At 46.6% G+C, this 19,260-nt stretch carries 22 protein-coding genes; 6 read left to right on the top strand and 16 right to left on the bottom strand.

Features of this window, described 5'->3' with window-relative positions; genetic code table 11:
- A partial coding sequence (locus VC188_RS09570) for an IS3 family transposase (RefSeq protein ID WP_216217838.1) occupies positions 1-94 on the top strand: 94 nt, incomplete at its 5' end.
- Positions 95-160: 66 nt separating this feature from the next.
- Here VC188_RS09570 and orn read toward each other — a convergent pair.
- Positions 161-769 carry an oligoribonuclease gene (gene orn / locus VC188_RS09565; RefSeq protein ID WP_323483786.1) on the bottom strand — a complete coding sequence of 203 codons (609 nt, stop codon included), beginning with the start codon at positions 767-769 and terminating at the stop codon, positions 161-163.
- A 15-nt stretch (positions 770-784) separates the two neighbouring features.
- On the opposite strand from orn, the gene VC188_RS09560 reads away from it, so the two are divergent.
- Both VC188_RS09560 and rsgA read left to right on the top strand, forming a co-directional pair.
- Positions 785-2,038, top strand: coding sequence for a M48 family metallopeptidase (locus VC188_RS09560; RefSeq protein ID WP_323483785.1), 1,254 nt, complete (start codon positions 785-787; stop codon positions 2,036-2,038).
- Positions 2,039-2,040: 2 nt separating this feature from the next.
- A complete protein-coding gene (gene rsgA / locus VC188_RS09555) occupies positions 2,041-3,054 on the top strand; it encodes a ribosome small subunit-dependent GTPase A (RefSeq protein WP_215357845.1) in 1,014 nt (337 codons plus the stop codon).
- Here the strand turns inward: rsgA and VC188_RS09550 are convergent.
- From VC188_RS09550 to rpsP, 6 genes are all read right to left on the bottom strand, one after another.
- Positions 2,999-3,958: a CobD/CbiB family protein gene (locus tag VC188_RS09550; protein WP_323483784.1), complete on the bottom strand. Its 960-nt coding sequence runs from the start codon at positions 3,956-3,958 to the stop codon at positions 2,999-3,001. The two genes, rsgA and VC188_RS09550, sit on opposite strands and share 56 nt — an antisense overlap.
- Positions 3,955-4,692 carry a CoA pyrophosphatase gene (locus tag VC188_RS09545; protein WP_215320534.1) on the bottom strand — a complete coding sequence of 246 codons (738 nt, stop codon included), beginning with the start codon at positions 4,690-4,692 and terminating at the stop codon, positions 3,955-3,957. Before VC188_RS09545 ends, VC188_RS09550 begins: the two co-directional genes overlap by 4 nt.
- Before the next feature lie 64 nt (positions 4,693-4,756).
- Positions 4,757-5,149, bottom strand: a complete 393-nt coding sequence (gene rplS / locus VC188_RS09540; protein WP_072583649.1) for a 50S ribosomal protein L19 — start codon at positions 5,147-5,149, stop codon at positions 4,757-4,759.
- Between the two features lie 137 nt (positions 5,150-5,286).
- Positions 5,287-6,033, bottom strand: a complete 747-nt coding sequence (gene trmD / locus VC188_RS09535; RefSeq protein WP_323483783.1) for a tRNA (guanosine(37)-N1)-methyltransferase TrmD — start codon at positions 6,031-6,033, stop codon at positions 5,287-5,289.
- A 35-nt stretch (positions 6,034-6,068) separates the two neighbouring features.
- The gene (gene rimM, locus VC188_RS09530) at positions 6,069-6,635 is read right to left on the bottom strand and encodes a ribosome maturation factor RimM (RefSeq protein WP_215320537.1); all 567 of its coding nucleotides are present in this window, start codon (positions 6,633-6,635) and stop codon (positions 6,069-6,071) included.
- A gap of 94 nt (positions 6,636-6,729) precedes the next feature.
- Positions 6,730-6,975 (bottom strand): 30S ribosomal protein S16, encoded by a 246-nt coding sequence (rpsP, locus tag VC188_RS09525; protein ID WP_011902362.1) that lies wholly within the window; start codon positions 6,973-6,975, stop codon positions 6,730-6,732.
- 281 nt (positions 6,976-7,256) lie between these two features.
- On the opposite strand from rpsP, the gene VC188_RS09520 reads away from it, so the two are divergent.
- Both VC188_RS09520 and VC188_RS09515 read left to right on the top strand, forming a co-directional pair.
- Positions 7,257-7,730 carry an META domain-containing protein gene (locus VC188_RS09520; RefSeq protein ID WP_215320539.1) on the top strand — a complete coding sequence of 158 codons (474 nt, stop codon included), beginning with the start codon at positions 7,257-7,259 and terminating at the stop codon, positions 7,728-7,730.
- A gap of 38 nt (positions 7,731-7,768) precedes the next feature.
- The gene (locus tag VC188_RS09515) at positions 7,769-8,215 is read left to right on the top strand and encodes a hypothetical protein (RefSeq protein ID WP_323483782.1); all 447 of its coding nucleotides are present in this window, start codon (positions 7,769-7,771) and stop codon (positions 8,213-8,215) included.
- Positions 8,216-8,283: 68 nt separating this feature from the next.
- Here VC188_RS09515 and VC188_RS09510 read toward each other — a convergent pair whose 3' ends face one another.
- The 5 genes from VC188_RS09510 to VC188_RS09490 form a co-directional block, all read right to left on the bottom strand.
- The gene (locus tag VC188_RS09510; RefSeq protein ID WP_323483781.1) at positions 8,284-10,071 is read right to left on the bottom strand and encodes an acyl-CoA dehydrogenase; all 1,788 of its coding nucleotides are present in this window, start codon (positions 10,069-10,071) and stop codon (positions 8,284-8,286) included.
- Between the two features lie 57 nt (positions 10,072-10,128).
- On the bottom strand, positions 10,129-11,064 hold the full coding sequence (locus VC188_RS09505; protein WP_215320545.1) for an electron transfer flavoprotein subunit alpha/FixB family protein: 936 nt from the start codon (positions 11,062-11,064) through the stop codon (positions 10,129-10,131).
- A complete protein-coding gene (locus VC188_RS09500; RefSeq protein WP_323483780.1) occupies positions 11,065-11,814 on the bottom strand; it encodes an electron transfer flavoprotein subunit beta/FixA family protein in 750 nt (249 codons plus the stop codon).
- Between the two features lie 84 nt (positions 11,815-11,898).
- Positions 11,899-13,551: an acyl-CoA synthetase gene (locus tag VC188_RS09495; RefSeq protein WP_323483779.1), complete on the bottom strand. Its 1,653-nt coding sequence runs from the start codon at positions 13,549-13,551 to the stop codon at positions 11,899-11,901.
- Between the two features lie 36 nt (positions 13,552-13,587).
- Entirely contained in the window at positions 13,588-14,508 is a 921-nt protein-coding gene (locus VC188_RS09490) for a histone deacetylase family protein (protein ID WP_215320551.1), read from the bottom strand.
- Between the two features lie 83 nt (positions 14,509-14,591).
- On the opposite strand from VC188_RS09490, the gene VC188_RS09485 reads away from it, so the two are divergent.
- Positions 14,592-15,842, top strand: coding sequence for a lytic murein transglycosylase (locus tag VC188_RS09485; protein ID WP_215320553.1), 1,251 nt, complete (start codon positions 14,592-14,594; stop codon positions 15,840-15,842).
- On the opposite strand, the gene cysM is transcribed toward VC188_RS09485, so the two are convergent.
- From cysM to rfaE1, 4 genes are all read right to left on the bottom strand, one after another.
- On the bottom strand, positions 15,839-16,750 hold the full coding sequence (gene cysM, locus VC188_RS09480; RefSeq protein ID WP_215320555.1) for a cysteine synthase CysM: 912 nt from the start codon (positions 16,748-16,750) through the stop codon (positions 15,839-15,841). The genes VC188_RS09485 and cysM overlap by 4 nt on opposite strands.
- Positions 16,751-16,791: 41 nt before the next feature.
- The gene (locus tag VC188_RS09475) at positions 16,792-17,220 is read right to left on the bottom strand and encodes a ComEA family DNA-binding protein (protein WP_251368451.1); all 429 of its coding nucleotides are present in this window, start codon (positions 17,218-17,220) and stop codon (positions 16,792-16,794) included.
- A gap of 89 nt (positions 17,221-17,309) precedes the next feature.
- Positions 17,310-18,329, bottom strand: a complete 1,020-nt coding sequence (gene rfaD, locus VC188_RS09470; RefSeq protein WP_216192293.1) for an ADP-glyceromanno-heptose 6-epimerase — start codon at positions 18,327-18,329, stop codon at positions 17,310-17,312.
- Positions 18,326-19,255, bottom strand: a complete 930-nt coding sequence (rfaE1, locus tag VC188_RS09465; protein WP_323483778.1) for a D-glycero-beta-D-manno-heptose-7-phosphate kinase — start codon at positions 19,253-19,255, stop codon at positions 18,326-18,328. Before rfaE1 ends, rfaD begins: the two co-directional genes overlap by 4 nt.
- Positions 19,256-19,260: the final 5 nt, after the last annotated feature.

Below are 19,260 nucleotides of genomic sequence, written 5' to 3'. Positions count from 1 at the left end.
ATATATCCATTACTACAACCATGATCGAATCAAGCAAAAACTAAAGGGATTAAGCCCGGTGCAATACCGAACTCAATCCCTTCTGGTAACCTAATTAAACTGTCCAACTTTTGTGGGTCAGTTCAAATGCAGACCTTTATCTTTTGATGCGCCCATAAGATTACTGAGGTAAGGGTACGATAAATTTCTCGCGGTAATACTTCAGCTCTTCGATAGACTCTTCTATGTCTGCTAATGCTGTATGCGCCTGATTCTTTGTGAAGCCTTTCACCAACTCAGGATGCCAACGCTTACAAAGCTCTTTCAAAGTAGAAACATCAATGTTTCGATAATGAAAGTAAGCCTCTAACTTCGGCATGTACTTCGCCATAAAGCGTCTGTCTTGCCCAATCGTATTGCCACACATTGGAGCGATACCAGCCTTAATATATTTTTTCAAGAAGGCAATGCATTCTGCCTCCGCCGTTGCCTCATCTAAAGTGGATGCCTTCACTTTATCGATCAAACCAGAGCGCCCATGCGTCCCTTTATTCCAGGCATCCATGGCATCCAAAACGGCATCCTCCTGATGCACTACCCAGACTGGGGCCGTGGCAATAGTATTGAGGTGGGCATCTGTCACGATGATGGCAATTTCCAGAATCCGTTCGGTTTCCGGGTTTAGGCCTGACATCTCCATATCTACCCAAATCAGGTGTTCATTCGCTGGCGCCGCCTTGCTTGCCGCTGTAACTGCTGCTGTGGTTGTAGTGTTAGTTTGCTCGCTCATATCTATAATGATCTCATGACATTCACAATTGTTTTTCTAATTGCCTTTATTGCTAGCTTTGGCTTACGCCATTGGCTCTCCCAACGTCAAATTCGCTATGTGGCACAGCATCGCAATGCCGTCCCCGCAGATTTCGCTGAAAAAGTGACTTTAGCTGAACATCAAAAAGCAGCTGACTACACCATCGCTAAATTACGCCTTGGCATTTTAGAGAATGGGGTCAGTGCTATCATTTTAATTGGCTTCACCTTATTGGGTGGCCTACAGATTCTGAACATAGCATTACTGCAATTTTTGGGCGAAGGCATTGCCCAACAAATTGCTCTGCTGGTTTCCGTCGTGATCATTTCTGGCGTGATTGATATGCCTTTCTCTTGGTACAAGCAGTTCCATTTAGAGGAACGCTTTGGGTTTAATCGCATGAGTAAAAAACTATTCTTCACGGATATGATTAAAGGAATGGCAGTAGGCGGCGCCATTGGTATTCCATTACTCTGGGTCATCCTGACATTGATGGCCAAGGCTGGTGATTTATGGTGGCTTTGGGCATGGGCAGTATTGACAGCATTTAGCTTGCTCATGCAGTGGATCTTCCCCACTTTTATCGCACCCCTCTTCAATAAGTTTCAAGCCTTAGAAGATGGGCCTTTAAAAACACAGATTGAAGCACTACTAAAACGCTGCGACTTTGCGAGCCAGGGCCTATTTGTGATGGATGGCAGTAAACGTAGCGCTCACGGCAATGCATTCTTTGCCGGCATGGGTAAAGCCAAGCGCATCGTATTTTTTGACACCTTGATTGAAAAGCTTAATCCGGGCGAGGTCGAGGCGGTGCTCGCACATGAGCTTGGCCATTTCAAATGCAAACATATTCGTAAACGTCTCTTGGTCTCGTTCGCTCTTAGCTTTGGGATGTTTGCTCTATTGGGTTGGATCAGCACCAAAGTCTGGTTCTACACTGACTTAGGCGTGATGCCTAGCCTCAATGGTTATAACGGTGGCCTTGCATTGGCACTCTTTATGCTGGTCTCTCCTGTATTTAGTTTTTTCTTCACGCCACTTTCTAGCCTAGCTTCACGCAAGCACGAGTACGAAGCGGACGGATTTGCCGCAGAGAAATCTTCCGCGAAAGATTTAATCGCGGCGCTAGTGAAGTTATATCAAGATAACGCCTCGACCCTCACGCCCGATCCGATCTATACGGCTTTCTATAGCTCGCATCCACCTGCGCCCTTGCGCATTGCCAACTTACAGCGGTTTAGCTCATAAGGATGGAGCAATTTCATGCGCTACTGATTGCCTCCTACGGAAGGCATTATTTAGCGCAGCGTTTAATTGCAGATGCTGCTGGACAAGAATCACCTGATGGTCCATTAATACAAGTCAGCACTCCAGCGAAGCAACATATCGGAGCTGTGGGTGATCGCATGTTGCTTGAAATGACTTCAGCTGATCAAGCACGAATCATCCAAATTGAGCCCCGAGAAAATCTTCTCTATCGCTCGGATGCATTTAAGAGCAAGTTGATTGCCTCGAATGTAGATCAAATCTTAGTAGTACTTGCCACTCAACCTGCTTTCTCGCCAGACCTATTGGGAAGAGCAGTAGTTGCTGCTGAAGCCAATCAAATTGGTCTACATATTTTGCTCAACAAGTGTGACCTTAAAGACAATCTTGAGCACGCGCGCAAAATCATCGCGCCCTATGCTCGCATGGGATATCAAGTCAGCGAAGTCTCTGCCAAATTTGATCCAGCCTCAATCGATTCCTTGCAGTCTGCTCTGCAGGGCAAGGTCTCTGTCTTTGTAGGCCAATCAGGCATGGGCAAGTCCAGCCTATTAAATGCCTGGATACCGAATGCTGCCGCACTGACCCAAGAATATTCTGTGCGCCTAGATACCGGCAAACATACCACTACTGCATGCCGATATTTTGAATTACCTGAGGCTTGGGGCAGAGATGCGACAGGTAAGCTTGGCGCCCTGATTGATTCACCAGGCTTTCAGGAGTTTGGTTTGGCGCACATGTCTGTTAGTGAATTGCAGCACGCCTTTAGGGAATTTAAAGACTTGCTTGGTAAGTGCCGCTTTCATAACTGCGCGCATTTGACTGAGCCAGATTGCGCAGTACGTGAAGCAGTAGATAGAAATGAAATAGCGCCAGAAAGACTGGCGCTATTTAGACAGCTGCACTCGGATTCAAAAACAGCTGATGTACAAATTCAGGGAATTAGCCAAGCCAAAGAGCGATGGTCAGCATTAGCAACAAAGCCATCCAAGCGATAACGAGACGCCACACCAATCCGACTGCAGAGCGCATGGTTCGTTCAGTAGGCTCAAGACCTACTTCATAAATAACCGGCTCACCGGCTTCAGCCATACGCAAAGCTTCATCACTATCAGGCTCGCTCATTGGCTCACCAAGACGCACACCCAATGCACCGCTGCCTGCTGCCAAAATTACTGCGGACAAAGAGTCTGACCATTTTTGGGTGAGATAGCGCCAGCCATATACAGCACCCTCGAAGTTACCCACAATGGCAAAGCCCATTGCGGTAATGCGCGCAGGAACCCAATCCAAAACGTAGAAGAAATGACGAGCGGATTCGCTGAGATTAAGGTCGCCACGCTCCGACCAACGTTGAGAGGCAATATCAGCCAAGCGGTAAAGCACAACACCTGCTGGACCCATTGGCATCATGAACCAGAACAGTACGCCAAACACGTGATGGTGTGAACCAATAATGGCGCGCTCTAGCGCCAAAGAAATCACCTCTGTCTCTGAAAGATTGGAAGTGTCTAATTCAGGGCCATACCACTCACCCAAGGCCGCACGCGCAGCAGGTAAATCATGCGCTTCAATTGCTTCATGTACCGCAGTAAAAGAATGGCTGAACTGACGGAAGCCAAAAAACAAATAAGCGATGACGATATTCCAAAGAAAACCTAAGATTGGATAAGTCACCATGCAAGTGACATACACAATGAAGACTAAGAAAGTAGGTAGTATGAAGGCTACTAAGCAAGCCATGCGAGCACCGATAGGGCTTGCGCCGTCTTCAGTCTTGCCGCCGAACTCGGCGGCGACCCAGTCTAACCAGCGAGCACATACACGTGCAATCCAATGGCTTGAAGTCACTGGGCGGTATTGCTCAGCAATAAGGGCGAAGAGAATAGAAAAGAAAGTCATACTTTTAATAAATGATAAAGGTTACGCAACATCCCCGCAGTGGCACCCCAAATAAAGCGGTTCTCATAAGGCATTGAATAAAAACGTCGTCCACCCTGCTCACTTTGCCACAATCTGACCTGATGATTGGCGGGATCCAACAAAAAACTCAGCGGCACCTCAAATACATCAGCCACCTCAAACTCATCTAAGACATATTCTGCCTGAGCTTGGACCAATCCTACTACTGGGGTGACGCTATAGCCAGAAACCGTTAAATACTGTGGCAAATGACCAATAATCTCCACTCGCCCAGGATCCAACCCGATTTCTTCTTTGCTCTCACGCAAGGCGGTGTCATTAGGGCTTTGATCCTCAGGATCCATACGACCCCCTGGAAAACTAATTTGGCCTGCATGATCGCGCAAATGATTGGTTCTTTGCGTTAGCAATACGGATAGGCCATCTTCCTTTAACAGCAGAGGAATCAGCACTGCTGCTTTGGTCACTTTTCCTACGGCTTGCCGCTTAGCAATAATGTCAGCAGCAATCACATGACGGTTTTCATCGGTAATCTCTGGCTCCCATTGAGGGGGTGAGCTCAGCCTAGCCCTTAAACCAGCTGGCTCCAAAAATTCTGGTGCTACCTTTTTTTCAGCCGAGCACACTGCATGAATCGGAATTGCTTGCGCATCAAATCCTGGAGGTGCAGCAACGTTGATTGCATTATCTTCAGGTGTTGAGTTCTTGGGCATATTCATATTCTAAGGCAACAAAAAAGGCGACCGAGGCCGCCTTTTTAAATCAAGCCAGCATTAATTATGCGGCTGGAGTTGCTACTGCTACTTTACGTGCAGGAAGCTTCTCTTTAATACGTGCAGACTTACCTGAACGATCGCGCAAGTAGTACAACTTAGCACGACGTACATCACCGCGACGCTTCACTTCAATGCTAGCGATCAATGGTGAGTAAGTTTGGAATGTACGCTCTACACCTTCGCCAGATGAAATCTTACGAACGATAAAGCTGGAATTGAGTCCGCGATTGCGCTTTGCAATCACAACACCTTCAAACGCCTGTGTACGCTTACGCGCACCTTCAACAACGTTCACACCAACAACTACTGTATCGCCAGGAGCAAAGCTAGGCAAAACCTTGTTAGCACTTAAGCGAGCAATTTCTTCTTGCTCAATTTTTTCAATTAAATTCATTTTCAATCCTTAAACATCGTATTAGCGTTTAATCCCGAGATCTAAATCAACGGACCTAACAGAGGATGCAGTTAAAACAATTTCACTAAACCAAAAAACTAAACCACCTATTCACCACTGCACACTACTGAAAGTATTTACAGAGAGCGAAGAAATTGTTCATCTTCTCGGGTTAGCAACCCTTTGGCTCTGGCCGATTCAATTAAGTCCGGCCTTAACCTGAACGTCAGCTCTAAAGACTTCTGCCGACGCCAATTCGCTATTTTAGCGTGATGTCCGCCCAAAAGCACGTCCGGGACGGATAAATTTTCATATATTTCAGGGCGGGTGTAGTGCGGATAGTCCAAAAGACCGTTCATAAAGCTATCCTGAGTGGCAGATTCGCCATCCCCAAGCGCCCCTGGGATCAATCGAATGACCGCATCCATCATGGCCATAGCGGGGATTTCGCCCCCAGAAAGCACAAAATCACCGATAGAAAGCTGTAAATCAACGTTTCGGTCAACAAAACGTTGGTCAATAGCCTCATATCGACCACAAATAAAGCTCAAATTGCCGTAACCCAGGATATCTGCCGCGATCTTCTGAGAAAAACGCTCACCCTGGGGTGCCAATAAGCAAATTGGGCCTGATTTGATGTTTGCCGCCTGATGGGCTACCGTAATTCCGGCGACCGTATCTTCTAAGGGCTTGGCCATCATCACCATGCCAGGTCCGCCGCCATAAGCACGGTCGTCTACGGTTTTACGAGGATCAGAGCAAAAGTTACGAGGATTCCAAAGATGAACGCTGGCCAATGATTGTTCACATGCGCGACCAGTAATGCCCCACTGCGTTAAGGCAGAGAACATTTCAGGGAACAAGGTAACAACATCAAAGCGCATATCGGTAATTATTTTTGAAATTAATCTTTGCGTTCTTATTGCCAGTCAGACTGCCAATCAAGCGTAATCGTTTTATTGGGTAGGTCTACGTTTTGCACCACTTCCTTTACAAAGGGCACTAAGTACTTGATCGTCTTCGTTGATGCATCACCAATAGTAATAACACCATGAGCGCCATTCTCGGTAACATCAATCACTTCACCAAGCACTTCGCCTTGCAAATTTACTGCATTGCAGCCAATCAGATCAACCCAATAATAGGAATCACTTTCCGCTTTTGGAAAAGCGTCGCGCGCCACTAGGATGCGAGAACCTTTTAACGCGAGCGCCTGATCACGATCAGTTACCCCATCCAGAGTAAGCACCACATTACCGCTATGCATCTTGGCGCTTTTCACTTTGTATTGAGTCAAAGACGCTTGCTCTGTATATACAGAAACGCCTGCATCCCGACGAGGGATAAGAGATAGCCAAACGGACTTAGAAGAGAGAAGTGCTACAGGTTCTGGTGAGTGAGGCCTAACCTTCACTTGTCCCTGCAAACCTTGCGCCTCAGAGATGGCGCCAAGTTCAATCAATTCATCTAGGGAAGGCGTACTCATTTGCAATGACACCTTATTTTCCCAAAATAAAAACTACTAGAAATTCTGTCACTAAAAGCTTCATCACATCGATGAAGCTTTTAGCAATCGAATATTAAACAGCTGGATTGTTTTTGATCAAACGAACTACTGTTGGGGAAATCTGCGCGCCAACACCAGTCCAGTAAGTCAAACGGTCTTGAGCAATACGCATTGCTTGCTCAGTTGCCGCTGCTTGTGGGTTGAAGTAACCGATACGCTCGATAAAGTTCGAGTCACGACGGTTGCGTTTATCAGTAGCAACAATGCTGTAAAAAGGGCGCTTCTTAGAACCGCCGCGTGCCAGTCGAATGACGACCATACTTATTCCTTAAAATCTAAAATGAAAACAGGTTGATTACAACCCAATGAAATTTCTACAAAAAACCTTGGGCTCCAGCTCACCAAATAAAGATAAGGTAGAGCGGAAAACCTCATATTCTAGACGAAAACCCCTACTTCTTCCACCTATTTAAGCATCTAAGACAGTAGAATAGAGTGTGTACTTAGATAAAATATACATTAAAAACAATAACTTAGGTAAATATGGTCCTTAAATCCAGACTTTTAGACTTCCTCAGAAGACCTTCAAAAGGGTTCTTTATGACACTTTCTTGCCTGAGTCTTGGACTTTTAAGCGGCTGCGCAAACGTCATCCCTCCATGTGGAGCCAAAATAAGCCCGCCAAGCAGCGAACTCAAAAATACCAAATGGGAGCTGACCCGCTGGAACTTACCCCCCAATAGCAATGGAGAGGTGCGTACCCGTCAAATTCCGCAAGGCGATGCCAGCAACCCGATTCAAATCATTTTTGATGCTAGCGGACAACGGCTGAGCGGCTCGACAGGATGCAATCGGTTTACTGCAACCCTTGATGAAGACGCCCGCGGTTTTTCTCTCAAGCAAATCGCTAGCACCAAGATGGCTTGCAGCCCACAGCGCATGGAATTGGAAAATGATTTCCTCTACGAATTAAATGACTATCGCAGCATTGTGCGCAATGGCGATCAATTACTAATGATCGGCACCGATCGTGAAGTACTCAGCTTTACTCAAAAACCAAACAACAATAAATAAGCTTCACATTATTCATTAGCAATATCATTGAAAGATTCATGAAAAAATCCAAACTTCTTTTTTGCGCACTCGGATTACTCCTTCCCGGCAGCGGCCTCAATTGTTTTTATCTACAAGGGCTTAAATCTTTTTGGGCATGGGTTCAGCTATTTGCCTTGATAGGTGGCGCAGTAGGCTGGGTCATTCTCAAGGACGCCCACTTTCATTCCGCGCCAGGATGGGTGCTCGTTACTTTTGGTTTTATGGCCATTGAAGCAAGCTGGTTAACCACTATAACCTTTGGTCTTCGCTTGGATGAGAAGTGGGATGCCCAATTTAATCCCGGCATTGAAGAACAACGACGCAGCCGCTCTGGCTGGCTCGAGATACTGACCGTGATTTTCTCTTTGGTATTGGGAGCTGGTGTGATGATGACTTTTTTAGCAGTCTCATTTGAGCAATTCTTCATCTCTCAAATCTATGAAGCAAAAAAGCTATCCCAGTAATTGCAGATAGCTTTCATTTTGCAAAAGCCGCTCTTAAGAGCGGTTTTTTTATTCTCTTTTGCGCCCCTTTAGAACTGCTCTACTTCTAGGGCATTAGTAGAGTGACCGCTTTCAACAATTGACGTTGCTAGAGCTTGCGCTTGAGGCATGAGATTCTCAGCAAAAAAACGGGCTGTAGCAATCTTTGCATCATAGAATTTTGGATCGCCATCGCGCAGATGCTCGGAAGCTAGGAGCGCCCTTGCCATTTGCCAGCCGCCCAATACCAAGCCAGATAAGCGCAAGTAAGCACAGCTACCAGCATAGACAGCTTTGATATCTGTCTTTGCATTCGTAACGATGTATGCGACGGCCTGCTCGAAGGCGGCGCGCGCTGAGGTGAGTTGCTTGAGCACCGCTTTAGCATCAGCGCTTCCACTGGCAGCTAAATCTTTTTCAGTAGCAGCAATTCTTTGTGAAAGCTCTTTGACAATCGCCCCACCATCACGCACTGTTTTTCTACCAACCAAGTCATTCGCCTGAATTGCAGTAGTGCCTTCATAAATCGTCAAGATGCGGGCATCACGGTAATACTGCGCTGCGCCAGTTTCTTCGATAAAGCCCATGCCACCATGCACTTGAACTCCTAGACTAGCCACTTCAATCGACATTTCTGTTGAGAAACCTTTGACAATTGGCACTAGGAATTCATAGATAGCTTGATTGACTTTACGCACTGCCTCATCTGGAGCAGCATGCTGAGCGTCATAAGCAGAAGCAGCGTAGTAGGCTAATGCACGTGAGGCTTCTGTGTAGGCGCGCATAGTCATGAGCATACGCTTTACATCCGGCTGATGAATAATTGCAACTGGGCCTGGTGAGCCAGCTAAGTCACGACTCTGTACACGATCTTTTGCATATTGAACTGCCTTTTGATAGGCACGCTCCGCCACCGCTACACCTTGCATACCTACTGCAAAGCGAGCTGCATTCATCATCACGAACATATATTCAAGACCGCGATTTTCCTCGCCAACTAAGTAGCCGATTGCGCCACCATGATCACCAAATTGCAGAACGGCAGTCGGGCTCGCTTTAATGCCTAACTTATGCTCAATCGAAACACAATGTACATCATTACGCTCACCTAATGAACCATCTTTATTCACCATAAACTTCGGCACTACAAATAATGAAATACCCTTTACGCCCTCTGGCGCATCAGGTGTTCTGGCTAACACCAAATGGATAATATTCTTAGCCATATCGTGCTCACCATAGGTGATATAGATTTTGGTACCAAAAATCTTGTAAGTACCATCGCCCTCTGGAACAGCGCGTGAGCGAACCATCGCAAGATCAGAGCCAGCTTGCGGCTCAGTCAAATTCATTGTTCCAGTCCAATCACCAGAAATCATCTTTGGAACATATTGCTCCTGAAGTTCTGGGCTAGCAGCAGTTAAGAGAGCTTCAATAGCACCATCGGTAAGTAATGGGCAGAGTGCAAAAGAAAGATTGGCTGCATTCACCATCTCCAAACAAGCAGTGGAGATCAATTTTGGCAAGCCTTGACCGCCAAACTCTGCCGGATGAATGACGCCTTGCCAGCCAGCAGCGGCGTATTGCTCAAAAGCCTGTTTGAAACCAGGGGTGGTTGTCACTACACCATCTCTTAAGGAACTTGGGTTTTGATCACCAGCCCAGTTAAGGGGCGCCACTACATCTTGATTAAATTTGGCCGACTCTTCCAAGATCGCAGGGGCTAAATCTACATCTGCACCCGCATCAGCATAAGCAGGATAGGCAACGACATCCGAAAGCCCAGCTAATTCATTCATTACAAACAGCATGTCTTTCACTGGGGCTACGTATGGCATTACAACTCCTCTTTATACAGTTTGATACTTAATTAATCTTTAACTTCAATCGTCAACTCAACCAAGTGCTTTTGTTAACTCCGGCACAGCAGTATTCAAATCTGCCACTAGACCATAGTCAGCAACACCAAATATTGGCGCCTCTGGATCTTTGTTGATTGCTACGATCACTTTGGAGTCTTTCATACCAGCCAAATGCTGGATAGCACCCGAGATACCTACAGCGATGTAAAGCTGAGGGGCCACAATCTTGCCGGTCTGTCCCACTTGATAATCATTGGGAACGTAGCCCGCATCCACCGCAGCACGGGATGCACCCAAAGCAGCGCCGAGCTTGTCAGCTAAAGGTGCAATGAGCTCCTGATACTTTTCACCAGAACCCAAACCGCGACCACCAGAAACGATAATCTTGGCGGCAGTCAATTCTGGACGATCAGATTTAGTCAACTCACGGCCAACAAAGGAAGATTTGCCAGCAGATTCAGCGGCAGCTTGTTTCTCAACTGCTGCAGAACCGCCAGTGGCAGTTACTGGATCAAAACCCGTTGTACGGACAGTAATGACTTTTACAGGATCAGCAGATTGCACGGTAGCAATTGCATTGCCTGCGTAGATCGGACGCTCAAAAGTATCTGCAGAGATGACTTTAGTAATGTCGGACAATTGAGCCATATCTAACTTAGCAGCAACGCGTGGCAATACATTCTTACCATTAGCAGTTGCAGGAGCGAGGATATGACTGTAGCCATTTGCAATGGAGAGGATCTGCGCAGCCAAAGGTTCAGCCAATTGATCAGCCAAATTAGCGGCATCAATTTGAATGACTTTGCGTACACCAGCAATTTGAGCTGCGGCAGCTGCGGCAGCATCAGCACTGCTACCAGCAACGAGAACGTCCACCTCAGGAGAGCACTGCAAAGCAGCTGCAACGGCATTTAAGGTTGCCGCTTTTAATGATTGATTGTCGTGTTCAGCAATAACAAGTGCGGCCATTTAGATCACCTTCGCTTCATTTTTGAGTTTTTCTACAAGGGCTGCTACATCAGCAACTATCACGCCAGCAGAACGCTTTGGCGGCTCCTCTACTTTAAGTGTTTTCAGGCGTGGGGCAATATCGACACCCAATTCTTCAGGCTTCACGATATCAATCGTTTTCTTCTTGGCCTTCATGATGTTCGGCAAAGTGACATAGCGTGGTTCATTCAAACGCAAGTCAGTGGTAATCACTGCCGGCAAAGATAGTGCAATAGTTTCTAAACCACCATCAACTTCGCGAGTTACAGTGGCCTTCCCGTCTGCAACCACTACTTTGGAGGCAAAGGTAGCTTGAGGAATATCCAACAAGCTTGCCAGCATCTGACCGGTTTGATTGCTGTCATCGTCAATTGCTTGCTTACCGAGAATGATGATTTGCGCTTGCTCTTTATCAGAGAGCACCTTGAGAATCTTCGCTACTGCTAAAGGTTGTAGCTCTGCATCTGTCTCAACCAGGATGGCGCGATCCGCGCCAATTGCTAATGCAGTACGGAGAGTTTCTTGACACTGGGTTGCACCAGCACTAACCACTACCACCTCGCTGGCCACACCCGCCTCTTTCAAGCGTACCGCCTCCTCTACTGCGATTTCATCAAAGGGATTCATACTCATTTTGACGTTTGCTAAATCAACCCCAGAGTTGTCTGATTTCACCCGAATTTTGACGTTGTAATCAACAACGCGTTTTACAGCTACTAAGACTTTCATCCCTCAAACCTCTCTAATATATAAATCGAGGATAAACCCTCTAAAAAAGCACGATCGTTTTATTTTACCTGAATATTTGCCAAATTAAACATCAATTGCGGTGGCTGAACCCGCCTGCTTCCGAAGCTCAAACTTCTGAATCTTGCCAGTCGAGGTCTTCGGCAGCTCACAAAACACAATGGCTCTAGGAACCTTAAAGCCTGCTAAATGCTGCTTACAGTGGGCAATAATCTCCTCGGCAGTCACTTCTGAGCCAGGTTTAATTTCCAAAAAGGCACAAGGCGTTTCACCCCACTTAGGATCAGGCTTAGCAACCACTGCAGCAGCGTTAATAGCTGGGTGTCGATAGAGTACATCCTCAACCTCTACAGATGAAATATTTTCACCTCCAGAAATAATGATGTCTTTGCTGCGGTCCTTCATCTTCACATAGCCATCTGGATTCATTACTGCTAAGTCACCTGAGTGGAACCAGCCGCCTTCAAAAGCTTCTTGAGTTGCCTTTTCGTTTTTTAGGTAGCCCTTCATCGCGATATTGCCCTTGAACATAATTTCGCCCATGGTCTCACCATCCGCTGGGACGGGCTTCATTGTTTCTGGATCAAGAACAGCGATTGCTTGTTGCATGTGATAACGCACACCTTGACGCGCATTTAAGCGAGCACGTTCACCGATATCCACAGCATTCCACTCATCTTGTTTGACGCACACAGCTGCCGGTCCATAGGTTTCAGTCAATCCATAGACATGAGTTAAATCAAATCCTAACTTTTCCATGCCCTCAATAATGGATGCAGGTGGTGCGGCGCCCGCGATCAAGCCTTTGACGCCTGTGGGCACTCCCACCTTCAACTCATCAGGCGCGTTGACTAATAGGTTATGCACAATGGGTGCTGCGCAGTAGTGCGTCACACCATGTTCTTTAATGGCCGCAAAAATATTTTGCGCATCAACCCGACGCAAGCAGACATTAATGCCAGCGCGAGCGGCAATCGTCCATGGAAAGCACCAACCATTGCAATGGAACATTGGCAAAGTCCAGAGATAGATGGGATGCTTATTAATATCCCAGTCCAGCACATTGGAAACGGCATTAATTGCAGCGCCACGGTGGTGATACACCACGCCCTTAGGATTACCAGTGGTACCAGATGTATAGTTCAAACAAATCGCTTGCCACTCATCTGCAGGAACCTGCCATGCAAAGTTAGAATCCCCTTCGGAGAGTAATTTCTCATAAGTGAGGTTGCCTAACCTCTCGCCAGGAACATCAAACTCTTTTTCTTCAACATCCACCACCAAGAAATCACGACCAGAATCTTTCTTAGCAATCTCAAGCGCTTTTTTCATCACCCCTGAAAATTCAGGATCAACAATTACTACCTTTGCCTCACCATGGTTCAGCATAAAGGCCACAGTCTCTGCATCCAAACGCGTATTTAGGGCATTTAAAACCGCGCCCGCCATCGGAATACCAAAGTGAGCCTCTACCATTGGAGGGGTGTTAGGCAACATCACTGCCACCGTATCGCCCAAGCCAATACCGTGTTTTTGCAAAGCACTAGCCAAGCGACGGCAACGCTCATAAGTTTGCCCCCAAGTCTGACGCAACTTCCCATGAATAACGGCAGTTTTATTGGGGTAAATTTCTGCGGAGCGCTCTAAAAATAAGAGCGGAGTAATTGGGGTGTGGTTAGCTGGATTACGAGCCAAACCTTGTTCATAAATATTTGCCATCTTCAGCTTTCTATTTCTGTTTTACTAAATTCTTCATTAAATATCTGCAAGCGCCTTGATGTGAGCCACTACGCTGCGGCCTAATGCCGAGAGGTTATAACCACCCTCTAAGCAACTAACAATGCGTCCTTGCGCATAGTCGCTAGCAATTTCTTTTAAACGTTTGGTAATCCAGACATAGTCATCCTCTACCAAGCCCATCTGACCCAAATCATCCTCGCGATGAGCATCAAACCCTGCTGAAATCATAATGAGCTCAGGCTCAAAATTACGCAAAGCTGGCAACCATTGCTCTTCCACAATGGAGCGCACCACATCGCCCCGAGTCGCAGCGGGCAAAGGCACATTCACCATATTGTTAGCATGATCAAGGCCGCTGTATGGATAAAAAGGGTGCTGGAAGAAGCTACACATCAAGACATTAGGGTCATTGAAAAAAGCAGCTTCAGTACCGTTGCCATGATGGACATCAAAATCAATGATGGCGACACGCTCAATGCCGTATGTTTCCATTGCATATCGCGCAGCAATCGCCACGTTATCAAATAAACAAAAACCCATAGAACGCGTTGGCTCCGCATGATGTCCTGGCGGTCTTACGGCACAAAATACGTTCTCAACCTCACCCTTCATCACAGCATCTACGCCTGCAATAGCAGCGCCTGCCGCTCTGAGTGATGCTCTATAAGTATGAGGATTCATGATGGTGTCACCATCGAGCATGAAATACCCACTCTCTGGGGCACGATCCCGAACAAAAGAAACGTGGTCAGGACTATGGACCAATTCCAATTGGTCTTCGGTTGCCAATGGCGCATCTAAATGATGCAAAAATTGATCAACACCGCTGCGAATCAGCTGATCATTAATCGCCTGAATTCTCTCTGGACACTCTGGATGATGGCTTCCCATCTCATGTTTCAGAAAGTCTGGATGAGTTATGTATCCTGTTGTCATTACTCGAAATCCTCAATAGCAAATTTGTAATTTTTATAATCTAATTAAACGTGCTCAACATTCGAAAATCCAAGACTTACTGCATGAACTTTCATGTCTCCTACTTACTGCTTGCTCTTGCGTTAGCAGGGTGCTCTAGCACCCCCACACAGCCAACCCAATCGCAACAGCCCATCGTAAACCAGACTGACGATGCCGCTACCGAGGCGCGTTTTAGCCAGAACCTCAACGAACTCCTTAACCAGGTCTCACAAAACCAAGAAATCCCACTCCCAGCCCTAGAAATGGGCTTCCTAGATGCTAAAACGGTTCCCTCAATTCGGAAATTGGTATTACCCCCATCGGGTACATTTAAGAAAAACTGGCTGGCTTATCGTAAACGCTTTATTGAGCCTGTACGCCTTAAGGCTGGCAGGGTCTTTTGGGATCAAAATCAAGCCTTTTTGAGTCAAGTTGAACAAGAGTCAGGGGTGCCAGCTGAGATTATTGTGGCCATTATTGGCATCGAAACCATCTATGGGCGCCAAACCGGCAATTTCAGAGTGAAAGACGTTCTGTCCACTCTCGCCTTTAGTTACCCAGATACCCCTAACAAACCTGCACGCGAACAGCTCTTCAAGGATCAACTCAAAGAACTCATCCTAATGTGCTGGACTGGGGCGGGTGGCAAGTTACCCTCCAAGAACAGCAGTCAAGGCATCAATAGCGCACGCTTTAATGCCTGTCTAAATCAGAATAGCTCTTATGCTGGCGCCATCGGTCTACCCCAGTTCATGCCCAGCAGTATTCGCAGCTTTGCAGTCGATGGTGACGGCGATGGCCAAATTGATTTAAAGCAAAGCCCTAAGGACGCTATTGCGAGTGTTGCCAACTTCATGAAAAAACATGGCTGGCAACCCGGTATGCCGATTTCATTTCCAGCTCAAGCTAATGGTATTGGTCAGGCGAAAGCATTGGCTGATGGTGAGCCGCAGCTGAAATATACGGTTCAAGAGCTCATTGAAAAAGGAATCTTGACTCAACAACAAGGCGATCTTCAAAGTGGTGGTGTAGAGCCACAAAGCAAAGCTTTCATCGTTGACCTACCGTATCCAGATAAAGATGGTGTAGACCAAGTGCAATATTTTGTTGGCTTAAATAATTTTCTGACGATAGTGCAATACAACCGCAGTTATTTCTATGCGCAAAGTGTTGCTGAGTTTGCCCAAGCCCTAGGATATAAAAACCAAAGTGTTGTGCCAGTAGAAAACCCAAGCAAAGCCAGTGGGCCAAAAGCAACTACTGAAAAGTCTAAATCCAAGAAATCCAACCCCAAGAAAAAAGCAAAGTCTTAGGCCGGAAAAACGCCGGTAGATAGGTAGCGGTCACCACGGTCGCAGACAATAAAGACGATCGTGGCATTTTCAACTTGACGGGCTATACGTAAAGCCACTACCAAAGCACCTCCAGCAGAAATGCCGCAGAAAATACCCTCTTGTGCTGCCAAGCGACGCGCCATCTCCTCTGCATCTGCTTGCGAAACATACTCAATTAAATCAACGCGATCACCTTGATAAATCTTAGGCAGATATGCCGGCGCCCACTTCCGAATGCCGGGAATTTGAGAGCCCTCTTCTGGTTGTGCGCCAATAATCTGAATCGCAGGATTCATGGACTTCAGATAAGTGGAGACTCCCGTGATGGTTCCAGTTGTTCCCATGGCGGATATAAAATGGGTAATCTGCCCATCAGTGTCTCGCCAAATTTCTGGCCCAGTAGTCTCTATATGTGCTCTAGGATTGTCAGGATTGGCAAATTGATCGAGCAATCTACCGCGTCCTTCTCTTTGTAGCTGCAAGGCGTAATCTCTGGCAAATTCCATGCCGCCAGAGGCTGCGGTCAATATTAATTCAGCGCCATAAGCCGCCATACTTTGACGACGTTCAATGCTTTGATTTTCTGGCATGACTAAAATCATTTTGTAACCGAGCATGGCTGCGGTCATTGCTAAAGCAATACCTGTATTACCGCTAGTTGCCTCAATTAATGTATCGCCAGGTTTAATCTCACCGCGTTCTTGTGCGCGTGAAATCATCGACAGCGCAGGTCGGTCCTTTACCGACCCGGCTGGATTATTTCCTTCCAACTTACCCAAGATCACATTATTGCGGTTGTCGTTTTCTAAACCAGGAATACGCTGCAAACGAACTAAGGGAGTATTGCCCACAGTCTGTGAAATAGTAAGGTAGGAAGGTTTGCTCATGAAGCCATTTTAGCCATAAGCCGCCTTACACACGGAAGGGTTTAATTTCTGCGACTTGCTCCCATACGCTCCTGCTGATTACGAGGACTAGCTTGATTACGCGAATGGCGTCGGCTAGAGGCCCCACCCTCTTTCTTGGTTCGACCATTCGGCTCCCGAAAAGAGCTGGGGGCTTCAATCGTTAAGCCGTTATCCACCATTTTTTCTACCGATTTCATGCCAATGCCACGAACCCGCTTCTGTAGGTCATTGGCATCTTGAAAATGGCCGCCATCCAAACGCTCAGCAATAATTGTTTTTGCTTTAGCTGGACCAATTCCCTTGATGCTCTCAAGCTCCGTTTGAGTGGCAGTATTGACATTAATGGGCGAGGCATATACCAACCCAGTATTTGAAGCCAATAAGGTGAAAGTTGCAGCCGCAGCTCGAACTAAATTCCAAAATTTATCTACATTTAAATTTCTTGTCATCTTCTCTCCGGTAGTGAATAAAAAAATCCACGAACACAAAGTGTGCGTGGATCGTTTACAACGAAGAGAAACTACTTCTGTTGACTGACTTACAAAGGGTTAGCCAAGAAACCAGAATTGGCTTCCAACCACTCAATATATCTTCCTACGCCCTGCTCAACATTTAAGAAGGGCTCCGTATAGCCAGCTGCTCTGAGTTTGGTGAGATCAGCTTGAGTAAAGCACTGGTATTTGCCCTTGAGCGCATCCGGGAATGGAATGTACTCAATCGCTTTTTCTTTAACCAATTCTTGTAGGCTTGCAGGGGCTGCTTTATCCAGCTTACGCATGGAGTTAGCGACCGCATGGGCTACATCATTAAACGGTTGCGCACGACCACTACCTAAGTTGAAGATGCCACTGATTTCTGGGTGGTCCAGAAAGAAGAGGTTTACCTTGACTACATCTTCAACTGATACAAAGTCGCGACTTTGCTCACCAGGCGCATAACCACCGTACTCACCAAACAATTTCACATGACCCTTGGCTTTGTATTGGTGGTACTGATGAAAGGCAACCGAAGCCATACGGCCCTTATGTGACTCACGCGGACCATAGACATTGAAGTAACGAAAGCCAACAACCTGTGCTGTATTTGCCTTTTCTGCAAAACGCTTTCGCATCACTTGATCGAATAAAAACTTGGAGTAGCCATAAATATTAAGCGGCTTCTCGTGCTCACGGCTCTCTACAAATACATCTGAGCCACCATAGGTAGCCGCAGAAGAGGCATAAAGCAATTGAACCTTTTGCTCAGTACAAATATCTAACAGGTCCATGGTGTAGCGATAGTTGTTCGCCATCATGAAAATACCATCTGTTTCCATGGTGTCGGAGCAAGCTCCTTCATGAAACACGGCCCTCACCTTACCAAAACGACCACTTCTGAATGCCTCTAGAAACTCGTCTTTATCAAGGTAATCAATAATGTCTAAATCAGCAAGATTGCGATACTTGTCTGCAGGACGAAGATCATCTACTGCAATGATATTTTTCTCGCCACGCACATTGAGCGCTTGAACAATATTGGCACCAATAAATCCAGCTGCTCCGGTTACGATAATAGTCACTGTAATTCCTCTGAAGTAACGGTTGCAGTTCCTAGCTTACCAACAACGATGCCACCTGCACGATTTGCAAGTGCCATGGCTTTTTCTAAAGGCCACTTCGCAGCTAATGCCACAGCCAATGTTGCAATCACAGTATCGCCAGCACCAGATACATCAAACACCTCACGCGCCTGTGCTTTGACATGACTCACACCGGATTCGGTATATAGACTCATCCCGTCCTCAGAGCGCGTTAGCAGCAAGGCTTGTAAGTCCAGAGACTTTCTAAGGTTTTGAGCTTTCTTAGTCAAGTCTTCTTCGCTCGTCCATTGACCAACCACTTGACGTAATTCACTACGGTTAGGCGTTAAAACAGTGGCGCCTCGATACTTCTCATAGTCTTCACCCTTAGGATCAACCAGGATCATTTTGTTTTGTGCTCTAGCCTGCTCAATCATATGAGCTACTTGGCCCAATGCGCCTTTGCCGTAATCGGAAAGTATTACTACGTCAGCAGCACCAACGAGTTTTTCAAAACGCTCTAATTTATGAGCAAGCGCTTTTGCACTGGGGGTTTCTTCGAAGTCCAAGCGAATGAGTTGTTGCTGACGAGCAATTACACGGAGTTTCACAATAGTGGGAGCGTCTGCATCAATTTCTAATTGACTATCTACGCCACCGGCCTTTAAGAGCTCAACTACACGCTTGCCAGGTTCATCATTACCAACAATACCGAGAATAGTTGCTTTGGCGTCGAGTGCAGCTACGTTACGAGCTACGTTGGCAGCACCGCCAAGTCGCTCATCAATCTTGCCTACCTGTACCACCGGCACAGGAGCTTCAGGAGAAATACGATTGGTATCACCAAACCAGTAGCGATCTAACATGACATCGCCCACCACTAATAAGCGGGCTTTAGAGAACTGTTCTCGGTTTGCTTTTTCCATTTGCA

The sequence above is a fragment of the Polynucleobacter sp. MG-28-Ekke-A2 genome, assembly GCF_035012985.1.
GTDB lineage: Bacteria > Pseudomonadota > Gammaproteobacteria > Burkholderiales > Burkholderiaceae > Polynucleobacter.
This window is presented reverse-complemented; position numbering and strand designations above follow the sequence as displayed.